Source organism: Rhodocista pekingensis (assembly GCF_042665545.1).
GTDB lineage: Bacteria > Pseudomonadota > Alphaproteobacteria > Azospirillales > Azospirillaceae > Rhodocista > Rhodocista pekingensis.
Map to the genome: position 1 here is coordinate 31,680 of NZ_JBHTCM010000010.1, position 18,306 is coordinate 49,985.

The 18,306-nt window shown below is 72.6% G+C and carries 16 protein-coding genes, 1 tRNA gene and 1 pseudogene; 12 read left to right on the forward strand and 6 right to left on the reverse strand.

From position 1 onward, the window contains the following. Positions 1-40: 40 nt before the first annotated feature. From ACFQPS_RS08380 to ACFQPS_RS08395, 4 genes are all read right to left on the reverse strand, one after another. Positions 41-307, reverse strand: a complete 267-nt coding sequence (locus ACFQPS_RS08380) for a hypothetical protein (protein WP_377358088.1) — start codon at positions 305-307, stop codon at positions 41-43. Between the two features lie 211 nt (positions 308-518). Next, positions 519-1,991 (reverse strand): M20/M25/M40 family metallo-hydrolase, encoded by a 1,473-nt coding sequence (locus ACFQPS_RS08385; protein WP_377358090.1) that lies wholly within the window; start codon positions 1,989-1,991, stop codon positions 519-521. A gap of 156 nt (positions 1,992-2,147) precedes the next feature. Continuing rightward, positions 2,148-3,014 (reverse strand): S49 family peptidase, encoded by an 867-nt coding sequence (locus ACFQPS_RS08390; RefSeq protein ID WP_377358091.1) that lies wholly within the window; start codon positions 3,012-3,014, stop codon positions 2,148-2,150. A gap of 24 nt (positions 3,015-3,038) precedes the next feature. Further along, positions 3,039-4,055 (reverse strand): putative signal transducing protein, encoded by a 1,017-nt coding sequence (locus ACFQPS_RS08395; RefSeq protein WP_377358093.1) that lies wholly within the window; start codon positions 4,053-4,055, stop codon positions 3,039-3,041. A 269-nt stretch (positions 4,056-4,324) separates the two neighbouring features. Here ACFQPS_RS08395 and ACFQPS_RS08400 point away from each other — a divergent pair, with 269 nt between their 5' ends. The 9 genes from ACFQPS_RS08400 (at position 4,325) to pncA (ending at position 11,050) form a co-directional block, all read left to right on the forward strand. Continuing rightward, on the forward strand, positions 4,325-5,347 hold the full coding sequence (locus ACFQPS_RS08400) for a polyprenyl synthetase family protein (RefSeq protein ID WP_377358095.1): 1,023 nt from the start codon (positions 4,325-4,327) through the stop codon (positions 5,345-5,347). Between the two features lie 148 nt (positions 5,348-5,495). Beyond that, positions 5,496-5,572: transfer RNA gene (locus ACFQPS_RS08405), tRNA-Pro, on the forward strand. Positions 5,573-5,718: 146 nt separating this feature from the next. Beyond that, positions 5,719-6,105, forward strand: a complete 387-nt coding sequence (locus ACFQPS_RS08410) for a DUF6491 family protein (protein WP_377358097.1) — start codon at positions 5,719-5,721, stop codon at positions 6,103-6,105. Positions 6,106-6,188: 83 nt separating this feature from the next. Continuing rightward, positions 6,189-6,776: a tyrosine phosphatase family protein gene (locus ACFQPS_RS08415; protein WP_377358099.1), complete on the forward strand. Its 588-nt coding sequence runs from the start codon at positions 6,189-6,191 to the stop codon at positions 6,774-6,776. Positions 6,777-6,954: 178 nt separating this feature from the next. Further along, positions 6,955-7,572, forward strand: coding sequence for a GNAT family N-acetyltransferase (locus ACFQPS_RS08420; RefSeq protein WP_377358101.1), 618 nt, complete (start codon positions 6,955-6,957; stop codon positions 7,570-7,572). After that, entirely contained in the window at positions 7,559-8,776 is a 1,218-nt protein-coding gene (locus ACFQPS_RS08425; RefSeq protein ID WP_377358103.1) for a hypothetical protein, read from the forward strand. Before ACFQPS_RS08420 ends, ACFQPS_RS08425 begins: the two co-directional genes overlap by 14 nt. Before the next feature lie 46 nt (positions 8,777-8,822). Next, complete coding sequence (locus tag ACFQPS_RS08430) at positions 8,823-9,485, forward strand: phosphoribosyltransferase (RefSeq protein ID WP_377358105.1); 663 nt, start codon at positions 8,823-8,825, stop codon at positions 9,483-9,485. A 143-nt stretch (positions 9,486-9,628) separates the two neighbouring features. After that, a complete protein-coding gene (locus ACFQPS_RS08435) occupies positions 9,629-10,315 on the forward strand; it encodes a glycosyltransferase family 2 protein (RefSeq protein ID WP_377358106.1) in 687 nt (228 codons plus the stop codon). Between the two features lie 93 nt (positions 10,316-10,408). Beyond that, the gene (gene pncA / locus ACFQPS_RS08440; protein WP_377358108.1) at positions 10,409-11,050 is read left to right on the forward strand and encodes a bifunctional nicotinamidase/pyrazinamidase; all 642 of its coding nucleotides are present in this window, start codon (positions 10,409-10,411) and stop codon (positions 11,048-11,050) included. A 6-nt stretch (positions 11,051-11,056) separates the two neighbouring features. Here the strand turns inward: pncA and ACFQPS_RS08445 are convergent, their stop codons facing one another. Next, positions 11,057-11,533, reverse strand: coding sequence for a nucleoside deaminase (locus ACFQPS_RS08445; protein ID WP_377358109.1), 477 nt, complete (start codon positions 11,531-11,533; stop codon positions 11,057-11,059). A gap of 5 nt (positions 11,534-11,538) precedes the next feature. Continuing rightward, positions 11,539-12,048 (reverse strand): hypothetical protein, encoded by a 510-nt coding sequence (locus ACFQPS_RS08450; RefSeq protein WP_377358111.1) that lies wholly within the window; start codon positions 12,046-12,048, stop codon positions 11,539-11,541. Between the two features lie 203 nt (positions 12,049-12,251). On the opposite strand from ACFQPS_RS08450, the gene ACFQPS_RS08455 reads away from it, so the two are divergent. The 3 genes and pseudogenes from ACFQPS_RS08455 to ACFQPS_RS08465 form a co-directional block, all read left to right on the forward strand. Next, a complete protein-coding gene (locus ACFQPS_RS08455; protein ID WP_377358112.1) occupies positions 12,252-13,148 on the forward strand; it encodes an ABC transporter ATP-binding protein in 897 nt (298 codons plus the stop codon). A 27-nt stretch (positions 13,149-13,175) separates the two neighbouring features. Then, positions 13,176-16,808, forward strand: coding sequence for a M1 family aminopeptidase (locus tag ACFQPS_RS08460; protein ID WP_377358114.1), 3,633 nt, complete (start codon positions 13,176-13,178; stop codon positions 16,806-16,808). Positions 16,809-16,973: 165 nt separating this feature from the next. Beyond that, a pseudogene (locus tag ACFQPS_RS08465) lies at positions 16,974-18,299 on the forward strand (TCR/Tet family MFS transporter); the annotation flags it as partial. Positions 18,300-18,306: the final 7 nt, after the last annotated feature.

An 18,306-nucleotide genomic window follows, 5' to 3' on the forward strand; every position in this document is an offset into this window, starting at 1 on the left:
GGGGAACCTGCGCGCCCGGACCGGTGAAGGCGGACCCGCGTCAGCCGCGGCGCGGGCAGCCGGGCCGGCCGCAGGCGCCCGTGCCTTCCGCCACATAGACGCCGCAGACGGGGCATTCCACCACGTCCTCCGTCACCGGAGCGGACGGGGAGCCGCGGCCCCGCCGGGACGGACGCTCCGGCCGGTCGCGCCCCTGCTCGCGCAGCAGCCCGTCGCGCCGGCGCTGGAGCGCCGTCACCAGCTTGAAGCCGTACCAGACGGCGGCGACCAGGGCCGCGAGGGTGAGGAGCTTGGCGAAGGAGAGCATGGGCGAAGACCGGAATGGAGCGAACAGGGCGGAGGGAACGGCGGCGGGCCAGACTTGGGGACGACGCGCCGTAGCGCAAGACGGAAAGTCGGGGCCGGCGGACACCGGCCCCTGTGCGCCCCCCCTGCGCGTCCCCCCTGTGTGCGCCTTCCTGTGTGCGCCCTCCTGTGCGCGGCCCTGCCGTTCCCGGTGCCGCCCTTGCCCCGGCCGCTTATTCCGGCTGGAGCGGCGTCGGCCGGAAGCTGCCGCGACCTTCCGCCGCCAGCCAGCCGAAGGTGGCGAAGGCGGCCGTGCTCTGCGCCAGCTTCTTCGGGTCCACCTTGTCCAGCGTGTCGTCGGGCGTGTGGTGGACATCGAAATAGTCCGATCCGTCCTGGGCGAGGCTGACCACCGGCACGCCCAGCCGGCGCAACGGCCCCATGTCCGGCCCGCCCGAGGCGTTGTTCGGGCCGGGCAGAACGCCGATGGGAGCCAGCGCCGCCTGGATCGCGTCCCCCGCGGCCTTGCCCTCCGGGGAGAAGAAGGTGGCGAAGCGGTAGACCGGGCCGGCGCCGAAATCGGCCTCCGTGCCGACGACATGGTTCGCCAGCTCGGCCTTGTGCGCCTCGGCATAGGCCTTGGCGCCGACCAGCCCGACCTCCTCCGCCGCGAACAGGACGATGCGCAGGGTGCGGCGCGGCTTCTGCGGCAGCTCCCCGATCAGCTTGGCCGCCCCCATGACGATGCCGACGCCGGCCCCGTCGTCGATGGCGCCGGTGCCGAGATCCCAGCTGTCCAGATGCGCGCCGAGCAGGACGATCTCCTCCGGCGCCTCGCGGCCGGGGATCTCCCCGATCACGTTGTGGCTGGTCACCTGCCCCGGCAGGGTCGGAGTCAGCTCCAGCCGGATGCGGACCGGGCCCAGCTTCAGCAGCCGTTCGAGCTGGTCGGCGTCGGGGTTGGAGACGGCCGCCGCCGGCAGCGGCGGCAGCCCGCCCTCAATGCTGATCATGCCGGTATGGGCCAGCCGGTGCGACTCCGTGCCGATGGAGCGGATGATGAGGCCGACCGCCCCCTTCTTCGCGGCTTCCGCCGGCCCGCGGGAGCGCGCCACCACGGCGGCGCCGTAGCCCGCCCCGTCCTGGGTGCGGACGGTGCGGCCGGAGATGAAGGCGATCTTGCCCTCCAGGCTGCCCGGCAGGGCGGCGCGCAGATCGGCGAAGCTGTCGAACTGCACGATCTCGGCCGTGATGCCGCCCGGCGGCGTGGCCGCGCTGTAGCCCAGGGCGGTGACGACCAGCGGCTGCGGCGCGGGCGCCAGCACCTCCGCCTTCTCCCCGCCGCGCAGCCAGCCGACCACCGGCACCTCCTCGGTGCGGACGTTCTTCAGGCCGATGTCCTTCATGGCCTGCACCGCCCAGGCCACGGCCGCGCGGTCGCCCGGCGTGCCGGGCAGGCGCGGGCCGACCCGGGTGGTCAGCGATTCGACGAGCGCATAGGAGGTGGGATCGGTGAGCGCCTTCTGCTGAAGCCCGCGGGCGATGGCGATGGCCGACTCCGGAATGCTGGCGGGTTCCACCGCCGCCAGGCCCGAGGGCGCCGAAGCGGTGGGCGCCGGCTGCTGGGCGAGCGCACCGCCCGCCATCGCCCCCCCGATGAAGACGGTCCCCAGGACCGCCGCCAAGACCTGCCGCGCTGTCGCCATTGCCCTGTTCCTTGTTCCCTGTTCATTGCGCACAGGGTCCTATGCCCTGCGAGGGGCGGAGGCTAGCGCGCTTCCGCCGCGACGGGAAGCGTGCCGCGTGCGCCGCGGCAGGGCTTCACCGCGGTGCGGCAGGGACCGACGGAGCGGGGACGGACGTCAGAGGCCGTAGCGCTGCCAGAGCGCCCGCTCCTCCGCCGCGGCGAGCAGGCCGGCCGCGATGCCGGCGCCGAGATCGGCCGACCCCGGCAGGCCGGCGATGCGGGACTCGCCGCCGCCCAGGCGCTGGACCAGGGACCGGCGCTGGCCGACCATGCGGATCTTCACGTCCGTGCCGTAACGCTCGCGCAGCACGGTGCGGGCATCGCCCAGCCGGTCCACCAGCCCGAGCGTGAGGCCGCGCGTGCCGGTCCAGAACTCGCCGGTGAAGAGCTCCGCCTCCGGCACCGTCAGCTTCGGGCCGCGGCGGCGGCGCACCCAGTCCTTGAAGGACTCGTGGACCTCCTCCTGGAGGGACTTCAGGCGCTCCACATCCTCGGCCCGCTCCGGCTGGAAGGGGTCGAGCATGTTCTTGTTGGTGCCCGAGGTGTGGACCCGCCGCTCGATCCCCAGCCGGCGCAGCGCCTCGGGAAAGCCGAAACCGCGGGAAACGACGCCGATGGAGCCGACGACGGAGCTGGCATCGGCCACGATCTCGTCCGCGGCGCAGGCCAGCCAGTAGCCGCCGGACGCCGCCACATCCTCCACGAAGGCGATGACGGGCAGCTTCTTCTCGTCCGCCAGCGCCCGGATTCGGCCGCCGATCAGGGCCGACTGCACCGGCGAACCGCCGGGAGAATTGATGATGAGCGCGACGGCGACCTGGTCCCTGGGGGCGAAGGCGCGCTCCAGCAGGGGGGCGGTGGCGGCAATGGTCAGTCCCGGGCGGAATCCGCCCACGCCCCCGATGATGCCGGAGAGGCGGACGACGGAGACGATGGGGGGCGGGGTCTGGCCGAGCAGGCGGCGGAGGCGGCGGATCAGCATGGTGGCCATATGGGAAGGCAGGGCCTACAGCTCCAGGGGGGCGGCGTGCAGCAGCACGTCGTCCGCCGCCGGGGTGAAACGCCCCTCCGCCCCGTGCAGCACGAGCCCGGACGCCAGCCTGAGCGGGCCGCGGCCGTCGCGCACGGCGTGGACGAGCACCCGCTTCGCCGGCTGCCCGGCCCGCGGCCAGAGCGGAAAGACGACGATGCCGCCGAAACGGCCGTGCAGGGCGGCCAGGATGGCGTCCAGCCGGTCGGCCCGGTGGACGAGCGTCAGGGTGCCGCGGCCCTTGAGGTGGCGCAGGGCCGCCCGCACCCAGTCGGCCAGGGTCGCCTCCCCCTCCCCGTGGCTGGCGGCCTTGCCGGGCGCGGGCGACGGCGTATGGCGGCCCGCCTCGTAGAAGGGCGGATTCATCAGCACCCGGTCGAATCCGTTCAGCGGCAGGCCCGGGGGCGGTGTCCGCAGGTCGCCCTCCAGCACGGCGATCCGGTCCTGCCAGCCGTTCAGGGCGACGCCCTGCCGCAGGGCCGCCGCCGCCTCCGGCTGCCGCTCCAGCGCCGTCAGGCGGCAGCCGGGCACGCGCGCCGCAAGGCAGAGGGTGGCGGCGCCGGCCCCGGCACCCAGCTCCAGCACCGCCTCGCCGTCCCGCGCGGGGACCGCGGCGGCCAGCAGCACCGGGTCGATGGCGGCGCGATAGCCGCGGTGCGGTTGCAGCAGCCGCACCCGGCCGCCCAGCAGCGCCTCCTCCGCCCAGCCGTCCAGCGTGGCCGCCATGTCACCGTCCGTCATCGTCCCGCCCGCTCCCGTCAGCCCCCTCCCGTCAGCCCTGGCCGCCGTGCCGATCCCGGCGGCGCACAGCAGGTTCCGCGCCGCGCCGATGTCCGGGTCCGCGACCATGATCCGGCGCGGGATGGCGCCGATCGAGCCTTCCATGCCGGCCGTGAAATCGTCGAGCACGAGCGCGTCGATGCCGGCATCGGCCAGGAGGGCGCGGACGAAGGAGATCTCGACCGCGTCGTTGCTCGCCAGAAGCACCTTCATGCCACCCCGTTCCCGGCCGTGCGGCGGCCGTGCCGGCTGTGATGTGCGTCACTGCGACCGAGCCCGTCCCTGCGGCGAAGGATGGACGGATGGTTACCGTGGAATTGCGGAGACCGGCGCGAAAGGTTATGCGACGCTTCGCCCGGCGGCCCTTGACCCCTCGGGACCGGAGATTATGCTCGCGGACACAGTCCGGGCCGTCAACGGACACCGCTGTAACACGTCCCGTCGTCGCGTTTAACGCAGTAGAACAACAGGAGTATCCGGCAGTGGCCGTCGTCGCCAATCTCGACCCCAAGCGCAGCAACGCAGGCTCGGATGCCCTGGAAGCGCTGATCGCGCTGGTGGCCGACGATCTGAACGCCGTCAACGAACAGATCCTCTCGCGGATGCACTCCTCTGTCGAGCTGATCCCGCAGCTCGGCGGCTACATCGTGGCCGGCGGCGGCAAGCGCCTGCGCCCGGTGCTGACCCTGGCCGCGGCGCAGCTCTGCGGCTACCAGGGCACCCGCCAGACGGCGCTGGCCGCCTGTGTGGAGTTCCTGCACACGGCGACGCTGCTGCACGACGACGTCGTGGACGAAAGCGACCTGCGCCGCGGCCAGGCCAGCGCCAACGCCGTGTTCGGCAACAAGGCCAGCGTGCTGGTCGGCGACTTCCTGTTCGCCCGCGCCTTCCAGATCATGGTCGAGGACGGCTCGCTGGACGTGCTGCGCATCCTCTGCACGGCCTCGGCCGTGATCGCCGAGGGCGAGGTGCTCCAGCTCACCACGACGAACGACACCGACACCAGCGAGGAAGCCTATCTGGAGGTGATCAAGGCGAAGACGGCGGAGCTGTTCGCCGCCGCCTGTGAGCTGGGCGCCATCGTGGCCGACCGCCCCCCCGCCGAGGAGGAGGCGCTGCGCAGCTACGGCATGAATCTGGGCATCGCCTTCCAGCTCGTGGACGACGTGCTGGACTATTCCGCGGTGCAGGCGCGCCTGGGCAAGACCATCGGCGACGATTTCCGCGAGGGCAAGATCACCCTGCCCGTCGTCCTGGCCTTCCGCCGCGGCGACGAGGAGGAGCGGCAGTTCTGGCGCCGCACCATGGAGGACCTGGACCAGCGCGAGGGCGACCTGGAGCACGCCATCGCGCTGATGACCCGGCACAACGCCCTGCATGATTCGGTCGAGCGCGCCCGCCACTACGGCGCTGTCGCCCGCGATGCGCTGGGCCTGTTCCAGAACAGCCGGATCAAGCGCGCCCTGCTGGACGTGATCGACTTCGTCGTGAGCCGGGATTTCTGACGGAACAGGCAGGGGTCCGGCCCCCGGTGCGGAAACCGCTCCGGGGATGCAACAGAACCCTTGCAGTGGCGGCTTACCTTCGTTATATACGCCGCCACCCCGGCGATGCCGGGGCCGACACCTCTCCGGCGCCGCCGGGGAGATCGACCGGAGAGTAGCTCAGCCTGGTAGAGCACTGCTTTCGGGAGGCAGGGGCCGGAGGTTCGAATCCTCTCTCTCCGACCAGTTGAAAAGCCCGGCGGGTAACCGCCGGGCTTTTCGTTTTCCGGTCCGTATCCCCCGGCCGCCGCGTGACGGCCGACACGGAAGCGCCGCACGGCCGTTGTATGCTGCGCCGGAGAAACAGTCCGACGCTGCCACGGAGGGCCGTGATGTCCCGTATCCGTTTCGCCGCCATCGCCCTGCTGCTGTCCGCCGCGCCCGCCGCAGCCCAGCCGCCGGCCCCGTCCGCCACACCGCCCGCTGCCCTGCCCGCTGCCCCGGAAACCTGCGTCGAGGTGGACGAGGTGAACGGCTGGTCGGTCATTGGCGACCGAGTCATCGAGCTGCGGGTCGGCGCCAACCGGCTCTACCGCGTGGAGCTGGGCGCCTCGGCGGAGGTTGCCGCCCTGGGTTCCCGCGCCAGGATCAAGCTGGTGGGCAACAGCCTGGGCGACCTGTGCCGCACCAGCGGCGCCGTGGTCGCGGACGGGCGGCGCCTGACCGTGGTGTCGATCACCCCGGTGGATGCCGGCGACAAGCAGGCAGCCCCGCGCTGAGTCGCCCGGCCTGCCCTGCCCGCCCCGCTTTGCCCTGCCCTGCCCCGGCATCCCGCCGGGACCGCCACCGGAGACGCTTCCCCGTGACCTCCTTCGCGCCCTTCCGGATCACCGTCTGCGGCCTTGAGGAACTGGACTCCCACTGCGCGCAGGGGGTCAGCCATGTCCTCTCCATCCTGGACCCGGACCTGCCGCCGCCTCCCGCCTTCGGCCGATTCGGCGAGCACGCCCGGCTGGACCTGCGCTTCGACGACGTGATCGAGGAGATGCCGGGCAAGCAGGCCCCGCAGCCCGACCATGTGGCGGCCATCCTGTCCTTCGGCCGCGGACTGGCGGCGGAGGCCGCCGCCGGAACGCAGAGACCGCACCTGCTGGTCCACTGCCACGCCGGGGTCTCCCGCTCCACCGCGTCGATGAGCCTGATCCTGGCCCAGGCCCGCCCCGACCGGCCGCCGGCCGAGGCGCTGGCCGAGGTGGTCCGGATCAGGCCGCAGACCTGGCCGAACCTGCGCCTGCTGGAGATGGGCGACGCCCTGCTGGGGCTGGACGGCCGGCTGGTCGCCGCCGCGATGGAGCGCTACCGCAGCTACGGCCGGGACAACCCCGAGCATGTCCGCTTCATGCGGCTGGCCGGCCGCGGGCGAGAGGTGGCGCACCTGGAGACGCTCTGACCGGACCCGCCAGCCCTGCCCCTGCCCCTGCCCGCCTGCGCCCGCGAAATCGCGCCACTCAGGCGGGAACCCGACCCCACCGGGGCCGTTGACCCGGCGCGTACCCGCACGCGGACGCCGCCCGGACCGCCGGGCCGGCCGTCGGCGGGGACCGTCCGAAGGGGAGGATCGACCGCGCATGGCAGCGCAGGACCCGTCAGGCCAGCGGCCGGAAGCCACCATCCCGGGACCCGCCCCCGGCTGCCGCTTCCGGCTGGACCTGGAACTGGCCATCCGGCGGACGGGCGAAGCCGATCTGGACCGGCTGGAATGGTTCGGACTCTACAGCGAGCACCGGGAGATCATCCGCGCCGCGTTCGAGCGGCAGCGGCTGGGCGAGGTCACCATGCTGGTGGCGGACCTGGACGGATTTCCGGTCGGCCAGGTCTGGATCGACTTCCGCCGCAGCGGGGAGGCGGACTCCGCCTCGCTCTGGGCCGTGCGCGTGCTGCCGCCCCTGCACCGCCAGGGCATCGGTGCCCGGCTGATGCTGGCAGCCGAACGGCTGGTCGTCGCCCGTGGGCGGAGACTGCTGACCCTGACGGTCGAGCGCACCAATCCCGACGCCCGCCGCTTCTACGAGCGCCTGGGCTACCGGACCAGCGGCGAGGCGCGGGACTGCTACAGCTACCGCACGCCGCAGGGCGAGCTGCGCCGCATTCCGCTGGACCAGTGGGTGATGACGAAGCGGCTGGACCCGGAACGGCCGCCCGCCGACCGCCCCTGCGGCGCGATTCGCGGGGGTGGCCGTGCATGACCTGGTGCCGCCGCCGGCGGTGACGGCAGCCGGGACGGCGGCGACCAGGGCGGAGGCCGGCGACGATGCGGCGGCGGACCTGCTGCGGGAGGGCATGCGGCTGGTCGGCAGCGGCCGGCTGGCCGAGGCGGCTCTGCTCGGGCGCCGGATGTCCGGCGCGGCCCCGGCCGACTGGCGCGGCTGGCTGCTGCGCGGGCAGGCCGAGTTGCGCGCCCGTGCCGTGCCCGCGGCGGCCCGCAGCTTCGCGCGCGCCCTGGCCCTGGGCATGGACCCGCTGGAAGCGGTGGAGGCGCGCTGGAAGACGCACATGCTGCTGGGCGACCATGCCCGCGCCTGGGCCCTGTCCGATGCCGTGCTGGCCCGGCGCGCAGCGGACGAGTTCAACCGGCCCTGGACGCCCTACCATACCCGCTGCGTCTGGAACGGCACCCCGCTGGAGGACCGCCGGGTGCTGGTGCGCTGCTACCACGGGCTGGGCGACAGCGTGCAGTTCATCCGCTATGCCGCCGTGCTGAAGGCGCGCGGCTGTACCGTGCTGGTCGAGGCGCAGCCGGAACTGCTGCCGCTGCTGGCCCGGCACCCGGCGATCGACCGGGCCGTGCCGCTGGGCGAGGGCGACGGGCTGGACCGGGATGCCGAGGTGGAAAGCATGGAGCTGTTCCATGCCTGCCGCTGCGGACCCGAAGCAGCGGCGGCCGTGCCCTATCTGGACCCCGGCGACGCGGCCCCCGCCCCCCTGCCCCCGGCCGACGGCGGGCTGCGGGTGGGGCTGGTCTGGCGCGCGGGGGACTGGGACCCGCGGCGGTCCCTGACGACGGCGGAGCTGGCCCCCGTGCTGGCCGTGCCCGGCGTCAGCTTCGTCAGCCTGCAACGGGGGGAGGAGGAGGACCGGCCGCCGCCGGCGCTGGCGAGCGATGCGTCCAGCGCAGGGATCGACACCCTGGCCGCCACGCTGCGGCGCCTGGACCTGCTGCTGACGGTCGATACCATGGCGGCGCATCTGGCCGGCGCCCTGGGTGTGCCGGCCTGGGTCCTGCTGCATGCGGAGGCCGACTGGCGCTGGGGCTGGCAAGGCGCCCGCACGCCCTGGTATCCGGGTCTGCGCCTGTTCCGCCAGCGCCGCCCCGGCCTGTGGGACGGCCCGGTGGCGGACGTGGTGCGGCGGCTGACGGCTGTGGCGCGGCGGCGGACCGGGAGCCGGTAGACGGGAACCGGCCGAAGGCCGGCGGACGGGCCGGGAGGGGCGGACGATGTTCCTGAACCGGGACGAGGCCGGGCGGCGGCTGGCGGAAAGGTTGACGGAGAGGCTGCGGGCGGAGCCCCCGGCCGATCCGGTGGTGCTGGCCCTGCCGCGCGGCGGGCTGCCGGTGGCGGCCCCGGTGGCGGCGGCGCTGGGGGCACCGCTGGACTTCGTGAACGTGCGCAAGATCGGCGCCCCGCAGGACCCCGAACTGGGGCTGGGCGCCGTGGTCGGCGGCGGCGGGGAGCGGCCGGTGACCGTGCTGGACGAGCGGCTGATCCGGCTGCTGCGGGTGGCGCCGGGCTATCTGGCCGCGGAGGAGCGGCGGCAACTGGCCGAGATCGAGCGCCGTGCCGCGCACTACCGCGAGGGCCGGCCCGCCATCCCCATCGCCGGCAGGACCGTCATCGTGGTGGATGACGGCATCGCCACCGGCGGCACCCTGCGCGCCGCCCTGCGCGCCCTGCGCCGGCACGGGCCGGCCCGGCTGATCGTGGCGGTCCCGGTGGCGCCGCCCGACGTGCTGGCCGGGCTGGCCGACGCCGCGGACGGGATCGTCTGCCTGGAGAGCCCGGCCGACTTCGGCGCCGTGGGGGCGCATTACGTGGACTTCGACCAGGTTTCCGACGCGGAAGCCATAGCCATCCTGCGCCACGCCGCCCGCCGGTCCTGACCCGCCGGACGGGCGGACCCGGCCCGATGGCCGACCGCCCCTGCCCCGCCGCCTCCCCGACGGCGCGCCTGCGCCGGCCCCGCCCGCGGGTGCATGGTGGGCCCCGGCCGCAGGGGTGAGCCAGCCGGCAAGGGGGGCGGGCGATGGACGGAACAGGCAGGAACGGAGCCGGCAGCGGCGCGGCCGGCGGGGAGACGGTCAGCATCGTCATCGTGGCGCGCGACGCCGCGGCCCTGCTGCCGGGCAGCGTCGCCGCCGTGCTGGCGCAGACGCCGCCGCCGCATGAGATCATCGTGGTGGATGATGGCTCCCGCGACGCGCTGGCGGCCGTCACCCGCCGGCTGCCGGTGCGGACCCTGCATGACGGCCGCCGCGGCACCGCCGCCGCCCGCAACGCCGGGCTGCGCTGCGCCCGCGGAGAGCTGGTCCTGTTCCTGGCGGCCGGGGACAGGCTGCCACCCGGCACGCTGGCCGCCCTGACGGCGGCCCTGCGCGACGACCCGGCGGCGGTCATGGCCGGGGCGGCCGGCCCGCTGCCCGACGGTGCGATCCTCTGGCGCCGGGCCGCGCTGGCCGGGGCCGGCGGGTTCCGCGCCGCAGCCGGGCCGGCGCTGGACCTGGACGCCGCCCTGCGGCTGGGCCGGGGGCGCACTACAGCGGCCTCATCAGGCCAGGGGGCACCCGGGCTGGGCGCCCTGCGCGGGCGCTGCCTGCGGGCGGCCCTGCGGTCGCTGCTGGCCCACGACGCCCGCGCCGCCTGGACGCTGGCCGGCAGCGTCGCCGCCTCACTGGCGCTGCCGGGCCGGACGGTTCTGCCCACCGGGTCCTGACGGCGGCACCATCACCGGGATTGACGCCGGAGCCGCAGGGCGCGACGGTGCGCCGCCCAGGGGCGTCCCCCGTCAGGGCGGAAGGGAGAGAGCATGACCGACCGCTTCGTTCCGGCCGAGACCGACCTGCTGGTGCTGGTGGACATTCAGCGCGACTTCTGCCCCGGCGGCGCCCTGGCCGTGCCGGACGGCGATGCCGTCGTGCCGGTGGCGAACCGGCTGGCCCGGCGCTTCGCCCATGTGATCCTGACTCAGGACTGGCACGCGCCCGGCCACCGCTCCTTCGCCAGCGCCCATCCCGGCCGGGCACCGTTCGAGACGGTGGAGATGCCCTACGGCCCCCAGGTGCTGTGGCCCGACCATTGCGTGCAGGGCACGGCAGGAGCGGAGTTCCACCCCGGCCTGGACGTGCCGATGGCGCAGGCGGTGATCCGCAAGGGCTTCCGCCCGGAGATCGACAGCTATTCCGCCTTCTTCGAGAACGACCGCCGCACGCCGACCGGGCTGGCCGGCCAGTTGCGCGAGCGCGGCGTGCGCCGTTGCGTCTTCGCCGGGCTGGCGCTGGACTTCTGCGTCGCCTGTTCGGCCGAGGACGCGGTGCGCTGCGGCTTCGAGGCGCTGGTGGTGGAGGATGGCTGCCGCGCCATCGACACCGGCGGGTCGCTGGCGGCGGCGCGGGCGCGGCTGGCGGCGGCCGGCGTGCGCCTGATCCGCAGCGACGGGATCGGGGGCTGAGGCGGGTCAGTAGGGAACGCGGTCGGGCTTCTCCGCCCATGCCCGGAAGACCTCCCGCGCCTCTGCCAGCGGATGGTGATGGCAGGGCAGCCGGCGCTCGGCCGGGGGCAGCGGGATCTGGTCGTAGATCAGGGCGTCGTCGAAGCCGATGGCCGCGGCCTCGTCCCGGGTGTTGGCATAGACCAGCCGGTCCAGCCGCGCCCAGTGGATGGCCGCAAGGCACATGGGACAGGGCTCGCAACTGGAATAGACGGTGGCGCCGCGCAGGTCGAAGCGGCCCAGCCGGGCGCAGGCCTCCCGGATGGCGACGATCTCGGCATGCGCGGTCGGGTCGTTGCCGGAGGTGACGCGGTTCCAGCCCTCCCCCACCACGGCGCCGTCCAGCACGATCACGGCCCCGAACGGGCCGCCGGCCCCGGCGTCCATGCCGAAGCGGGCCAGTTCCGCCGCCCGGCGGAGGAAAAGGGCGTCCTGCGCCTGCATGGTTCTCATCCGAATTTCAACAGCGACGGTGCCTTGTGGATGATCTCTTCCAGGATCATCTCCGCCGTGTCCAGGTCCTGGGTCAGGGCCGCGTCCAGCTTGCCGGCATAGTCCGGCCGGGACAGCTTCTCGTGCGCCTCGTGCAGGCTGCGCAGCTCGGCGATGAAGATGTCCCGCGCCCCCACCGGCAGCATGGTCTTGGCCGACAGCACGAAGAAGAAGCGCATGGAGGCGCGGACCAGCAGGCCCAGCATCAGCATGTCCAGCCGGGCATATTCCTCCCGCAGTTCCTGGAGACGGGGCGAGGCGAGGTGCTTCAGCCGCCCTTCGATCAGGATGCAGAGCGCCTTGAACTCCCCCACCTTGTTGCGGAAGTCGTTGTAGGCGAGGAAGCTGTCCTTCGCCGCCTCCTCCTCCGCATTCTTCGCCAGCCGCACGGCCTCGCGCGCCTGCCCCTCCAGGGCGGCGAGCAGATCCTTCACTTCCTTGTCGGTGTAGGTGCGCTGCTGGGCCACGGCCGATCCATCCTGCCGCCGCGGCCTCCGGAGGCGGGCCATGCCGGCGGCCCCCTGTATAGCCCCGGCACGGCCGGCGATAAAGCAGTCCGGCATAGGGGACCCGTTGCGGACCTTGCCGCCCGTCGCTGATCGCGCGTAGTCTCCCCGGTAATACAACCCAGGCCCGCGGAAGCCGGGCCGGACCACGACAGGGACCCTGGATGCTGACGATCACCGGCCTTTGCCACACCTACCCTAATGGAGTCCGCGCCCTGGACGGCATCAACCTGGAGGTGCCGCGCGGCATGTTCGGCCTGCTGGGGCCGAACGGGGCGGGCAAGTCCACGCTGATGCGGACCATCGCCACCTTGCAGACGCCGACCGCGGGCAGCATCCGCTTCGACGGGATGGACGTGCTGGCCGAGCCGATGCGGCTGCGCCAGACGCTGGGCTACCTGCCGCAGGAGTTCGGCGTCTATCCCCGCGTCTCGGCCGAGGACATGCTGGACCACCTGGCGATGCTGAAGGGCATCGTGAGCAAGGGTGAGCGCAAGGAGCTGGTGGCCGCCCTGTTGCAGCAGACGAACCTGTACGAAGTCCGGAAGAAGGCGCTGACCGGCTTCTCCGGCGGCATGCGCCAGCGCTTCGGCATCGCCCAGGCGTTGATCGGCAACCCCGCGCTGATCATCGTGGACGAGCCGACGGCCGGCCTGGACCCGGAGGAGCGCAACCGCTTCCACAACCTGCTGGCGGAGATCGGCGAGAACGTCGTGGTCATCCTGTCCACCCACATCGTGGAGGACGTGGCCGACCTCTGCCCGCGCATGGCGATCATCGTCGGCGGCCGCATCGTCGCCGAGGGCGAGCCGCACGCCCTGGTCGAGGCCATGCGCGGGCGGGTCTGGCGCAAGGTCGTGGCGCGCCAGGAGGTGGATGCCTACCGCAGCGGCTTCCGCGTCATCGCCACCCGGCTGGTGGCCGGCCGCACCGTGCTGCATGTCCTGGCCGACGCGCATCCGGGCGAGGGGTTCGAGCCGGTGCCGGGCGACCTGGAGGACGTCTACTTCGCCACGCTGGCGGAAACCCGGGCCGCCGGCCCGGCCCGCACCGCGGCCTGATCCGCAGCCGGCACCGGGGGTCCATCCATGTTCGGCCGCATCGCCGCCTTCGAGCTGCGCTACCAGCTCCGCCAGCCCGCCTTCTGGGTCAGCTTCCTGAGCTTCTTCCTGCTGACCTTCCTGTCGATGGTGATCGACAACGTGCAGATCGGATCGGGTGGGGGCACGCACGCCAACTCGCCCTTCGCCGTGGTCCAGACCATGCTGATCATGAGCCTGATCGGCATGTTCATCCCCGTCTCCATCATCCCCGGCACGGTCCTGCGCGACCCGGAGTCGGGGATGGCGGGCATCGTCTATTCCTATCCGCTCCGCCCCCTGCCCTTCCTGCTGGGGCGTTTCACCGGCGCCTACATCGCCGTGATCCTGGGCTTCCTGGGAGCGCCGCTGGGCACCGCCCTGGGCAGCTTCATGTGGTGGCTTGACCCGGAGACGCTGGGGCCGTTCCGCCCCGGCGACTACCTCTATGCCCTGGGCGTGATGGTGATGCCCAACCTGCTGGTGACCAGCGGGCTGTTCTTCGCCGTGGCCGCCGCGACGCGCAGCCAGTTCGCCGTCTACACCAGCCTGATCGCGCTGCTGGTGCTCTGGGTCACCTCCCGCCAGCTCATCGACGGGCCGGAGACGCAGACGCTGGAGGCCATGCTGGACCCGTTCGGCATCGTCGCCAGCGGACAGGTGATGCGCTACTGGACGGTGTTCGAGCGCAACGGGATGCTGGTGCCGTTCGACGGGCTGCTGCTCTGGAACCGGCTGCTCTGGCTGGGCATCGCCGTCGTGCTGGTCGGAGTCGCCCTGGCGCTGTTCCGCTTCAAGACGCAGCCGCGCAGCGAGCGCCGCCGCCGGCGGCTGGCAGAGGCGGCGGAAGCCGCCCCGGCCGCCCCGGCGTTGCGCCCGCCCGTCACCTCCCGCGCGACCCCCGGCAGCGCGGCATGGCGCCAGCTTGCCGCCCGCACCCGGCTGGAGGCCGTGGGCGTGATGAAGAGCCCCGGCTTCCTGGTGATCCTGGCGCTGGGCGTCTTCAACACGGTGGGTGCCCTGACCGGGATGGACCGGCTCTACGGCACCGAGGTCTATCCGGTGACGCGGGTGGTGGCGAACCTGATCATGGGCTCGTTCAGCATCGTGCCCCTGATCGTCCTGGTCTACTACTCGGCCGAGCTGGTCTGGCGCGACCGGCAGCAGAAGACGCATGAGATCGTCACCGCCTGCCCGGTGCCGGGCTGGGTCTTCGTCCTGTCCAAGCTGACGGCGATGACCGTAGTGGTGGCCGCGCTGTTCACGGTGGCGACGCTGGTCGGCATCGTCAGCCAGCTCCTGCGCGGCTACACGGCCATCGAGCTGGAGCTTTATCTGGGGCAGCTGTTCTTCTTCTTCGGCGTGCCGCTGATGTTCATCGGCGTGCTGTCGATCCTGGTGCAGGCCCTGTCGCCGAACAAGTTCGTCGGCATGCTGCTGGTGGTCGGCTTCTTCCTGCTGACCATCGTCGCCGCCCAGATGGGGCTGTCGGACAACCTGCTGATCTATGCCAGCACGCCGTCGGTGCCGCTGTCGGACATGAACGGCTGGGGCCACTTCGCCAAGGCCGCGCTGTGGTTCATGCTGTACTGGGGCTTCGCCGCCGGTCTGCTGATGGTGCTGGCCCACCGGCTCTGGCCGGGGGCCGTGCCGGCGCCGCTGGGCCAGCGGCTGAAGGGGCTGGGGCGTGGCTGGACCATCGGCTCCGGTGCCCTGGCGGCGGCGTGTCTGGTCGGCTTCGTGGCGACGGGCGGCTGGATCGCCTACAACACGCATGTCCTGAACGAGGTCGTCTCCAACGACGCGGAACTCGACCGGCGGGCGGAGTTCGAGCGGACCTACCGCCAGTACGAAGCCGTGCCGCAGCCGATCATCACCGACGTGAAGGTCGATATCGACCTCTACCCGGAGATCCGCCGCTATGAGGCACGCGGCCGCTACGTGCTGGAGAACCGCACCGGCCAGCCGCTGGGCGAGGTCCATGTCCTCTACAGCCCCGACGTGGACGTGGTGGCGCAGGCCATCCCCGGCGCCCGGACGACGCATGAGGACCGCGACTTCAACTACTTCATCTTCGCGCTGGACACGCCGCTCCCGCCCGGTGGGACCCTGGACCTCTCCTTCACCACGCGGCAGGAGAATCCGGGCTTCAAGAACGACGGGGACGTGACCAGCATCCTCTACAACGGGTCGTTCCTGAACAACATGGAGGTGGCGCCCTTCATCGGCTTCTCCCGCGACATGCTGCTGAAGGACCGCAACGAGCGGCGCAAGCGCGGGCTGGAGCCGCTGGACCGCATGGCGAAGCTGGAGGACGAGGCGGCACGCCGGCACAACTATCTGCGCCAGGACAGCCACTGGGTCGGGTTCGAGACCACCGTCTCCACCAGCCCCGACCAGATCGCCATCGCTCCCGGCTACCTGCAACGGGAGTGGATGGAGAACGGCCGGCGCTACTTCCATTACAGGATGGATGCGCCGATCCTGAACTTCTATTCCTGGCTGTCGGCGCGCTACACGGTGGCGACGGACAAGTGGAAGGATGTCGATCTGTCCGTCTACTACCATGCGCCGCACGCCTACAACGTGCCGCGCATGCTGGACGCGATGAAGAAGTCGCTGGATTACTTCACGGTCGCCTTCTCGCCCTACCAGCACCGGCAGCTCCGCATCCTGGAGTTCCCGGCCTACCAGAGCTTCGCACAGTCCTTCCCCAACACGGTGCCCTATTCGGAATCCATCGGCTTCATCGCCGACAACCGCGATCCGGAAGACATCGACTATGTCTTCTACGTCACGGCGCACGAGGTGGCGCATCAGTGGTGGGCGCACCAGGTGATGGGCGGCGACGTGCAGGGTTCGACCCTGCTGTCGGAGTCGCTGTCGCAGTATTCCGCCCTGATGGTGATGGAGAAGGAATACGGCCCCGACAAGATCCGCCGCTTCCTGAAGTACGAGCTTGACCGCTACCTGCGGGGACGCGGCAGCGAGGACCGCGAGGAGCTGCCGATCTACCGGGTGGAGAACCAGCAGTACATCCATTACCGCAAGGGCTCGCTGGTGATGTACGCGCTGCGGGATCAGATCGGGGAGGACGTGGTGAACCGCGCCCTGGCCCGGCTGATCAAGGAGACCGGCTACAGGTCCGATCCCTACCCGACCAGCCTGGACCTGCTGCGCATCCTGCGCGAGGAGGCGGGGCCGGAGCACCAGCAGCTCATCACCGACCTGTTCGAGCGGATCGTGCTCTACGACCTGAAGGTGGCGTCGCACACGGTGGAGCGGACCGAGGACGGCAGGTTCAAGGTCCGGCTGACTCTGGCCGCCGGCAAGGCGGAGGCCGATGGCGAGGGGCGCGAGACGCCGCTTCCGCTCGACGACCGCATCGACATCGGTGTGTTCGCCAAGGACCCGGCGGACCCCGCCTTCTCCGCAGCCGACGTGATCTATCTCCAGAAGCACCGGATCGACAGTGCCGATCCCGTGATCGAGCTGGTGGTGGACCACGAGCCGGCAGCGGTGGGCGTCGATCCGTACAACAAGCTGATCGACCGCAACTCCGACGACAACCTGGCCCGGCATGCGCCGGCCGCCACCCTGCCCGCGGGCGGCGGTGGCGGTGCCCAGCCGGTCAGCCGCTGAACCGGGAGGCCGCTGAGCCGGGATGCCCGTGAGTCGTTGAGGGGACCCGCTGCGGCGGGGGATGCGGGGCGCGTCCGGGTCGCGTAGAGTGCGGCCCGGAACCCGACCCGCCATCCCCCGCCGGCCTCCCCCCTCTCCCAGCATCGGGGGGCCGGGCCTGGAGACGCCCCCGCCTTGTCCGCCCACCGCGCCGCCGCCCCCTTCATCCTCGTCACCCTGCTGCTCGACGTGCTGGCCTTCGGCCTTGCCATCCCGGTGATGCCGGAGCTGGTGCGCCGGCTGGTCGGCGGCGATCTGGACGTGGCGGCGACCTGGACCGGCATCCTGCTGGCCGGCTTCTCGCTGATGCAGTTCCTCTTCGCGCCGGTGCTGGGGGCGCTGAGCGACCGTTTCGGGCGCCGGCCGGTGCTGCTGGCCTCCGCCATCGGAACGGCGGTGGACCATCTGATCGTCGCCTTCTCCCCCACCATCTGGTGGCTGCTGGCCGGACGCCTGTTGAGCGGGGTGACGGCGGCCAGCTTCACCACCTGCAACGCCTACATCGCCGACGTGACCCCGCCGGAAAGGCGGGCCAAGGCGTTCGGGATGCTGGGGGCGGCCTTCGGCATCGGCTTCGTGCTGGGGCCGCTGGCCGGCGGCCTGCTGGGCTCGATCGACCCGCGCCTGCCCTTCCTGGCGGCGGCGGGCCTGTCCTTCCTGAGCTTCCTCTACGGCCTGATCATCCTGCCGGAGTCGCTGCGGGCGGAGCACCGCCGCGCCTTCTCCTGGCGGCGGGCGAACCCGGCCGGGTCGCTGAAGGCCCTGGCCCGGCATCCGGTGGTGAAGGGGCTGGCCGCGGCGAATGTCTGCAACTTCCTGGCCTTCGGGGCGCTGCACTCGGTCTGGGTGCTCTCCACCACGGCCCGCTTCGGCTGGGGCAGCTTCGAGAACGGCCTGTCGCTGACCACGGTCGGGCTGGCGACCGCCCTGGTGCAGGGGGCGCTGGTCGGGCCGCTGGTGGCGAAGCTGGGCGACCGGCGTGCGCTGATCACCGGGGCCCTGACCAACGCCGCCGCCTATGCCGTCTACGCCCTGGCCCCGGCGGGCTGGGTCTTCCTGTCGGGGATCGCGCTGGGGGCCCTGGGCGGCATCGCCGGGCCGGCGATGCAGGGCATCATCAGCCGCATCGTCGGGGCCGACGAGCAGGGCTCCATCCAAGGCGCCATGGCCAGCCTGAACAGCCTGACCATGATCGTGGCGCCGATGATCGCCAGCACCCTGCTGGCAGTCTTCTCCGCCCCCGATGCGCCGGTGCATCTGCCGGGCATGCCGTTCCTGTTCGGCGCCGCCATGCTGGTGAGCGCGGCCGGCGTCGCCGCCTTCACCCTGCGCCACGGCGAGACCGGCGGCCGACCGGCGGGCGCCCCCGACGACAGGGGCGACGCCCTGCCCGTGGCCGCTACCCTGCCCGTGGCCGACGCCGCGCCTGCCACGGCGACCGCCCGGGAGTGAGGGGCCG

Bases quoted from the DNA above. Each gene is read 5' to 3' on its own strand.
- pncA (WP_377358108.1), top strand. From the start codon at position 10,409: ATGACCGACCGCTTCGTTCCGGCCGAGACCGACCTGCTGGTGCTGGTG.
- ACFQPS_RS08455 (WP_377358112.1), top strand. From the start codon at position 12,252: ATGCTGACGATCACCGGCCTTTGCCACACCTACCCTAATGGAGTCCGC.
- ACFQPS_RS08385 (WP_377358090.1), bottom strand. From the start codon at position 1,991: ATGGCGACAGCGCGGCAGGTCTTGGCGGCGGTCCTGGGGACCGTCTTC.
- ACFQPS_RS08410 (WP_377358097.1), top strand. From the start codon at position 5,719: ATGTCCCGTATCCGTTTCGCCGCCATCGCCCTGCTGCTGTCCGCCGCG.
- ACFQPS_RS08460 (WP_377358114.1), top strand. From the start codon at position 13,176: ATGTTCGGCCGCATCGCCGCCTTCGAGCTGCGCTACCAGCTCCGCCAG.
- ACFQPS_RS08420 (WP_377358101.1), top strand. From the start codon at position 6,955: ATGGCAGCGCAGGACCCGTCAGGCCAGCGGCCGGAAGCCACCATCCCG.
- ACFQPS_RS08435 (WP_377358106.1), top strand. From the start codon at position 9,629: ATGGACGGAACAGGCAGGAACGGAGCCGGCAGCGGCGCGGCCGGCGGG.
- ACFQPS_RS08380 (WP_377358088.1), bottom strand. From the start codon at position 307: ATGCTCTCCTTCGCCAAGCTCCTCACCCTCGCGGCCCTGGTCGCCGCC.
- ACFQPS_RS08445 (WP_377358109.1), bottom strand. From the start codon at position 11,533: ATGCAGGCGCAGGACGCCCTTTTCCTCCGCCGGGCGGCGGAACTGGCC.
- ACFQPS_RS08395 (WP_377358093.1), bottom strand. From the start codon at position 4,055: ATGAAGGTGCTTCTGGCGAGCAACGACGCGGTCGAGATCTCCTTCGTC.
- ACFQPS_RS08430 (WP_377358105.1), top strand. From the start codon at position 8,823: ATGTTCCTGAACCGGGACGAGGCCGGGCGGCGGCTGGCGGAAAGGTTG.
- ACFQPS_RS08390 (WP_377358091.1), bottom strand. From the start codon at position 3,014: ATGCTGATCCGCCGCCTCCGCCGCCTGCTCGGCCAGACCCCGCCCCCC.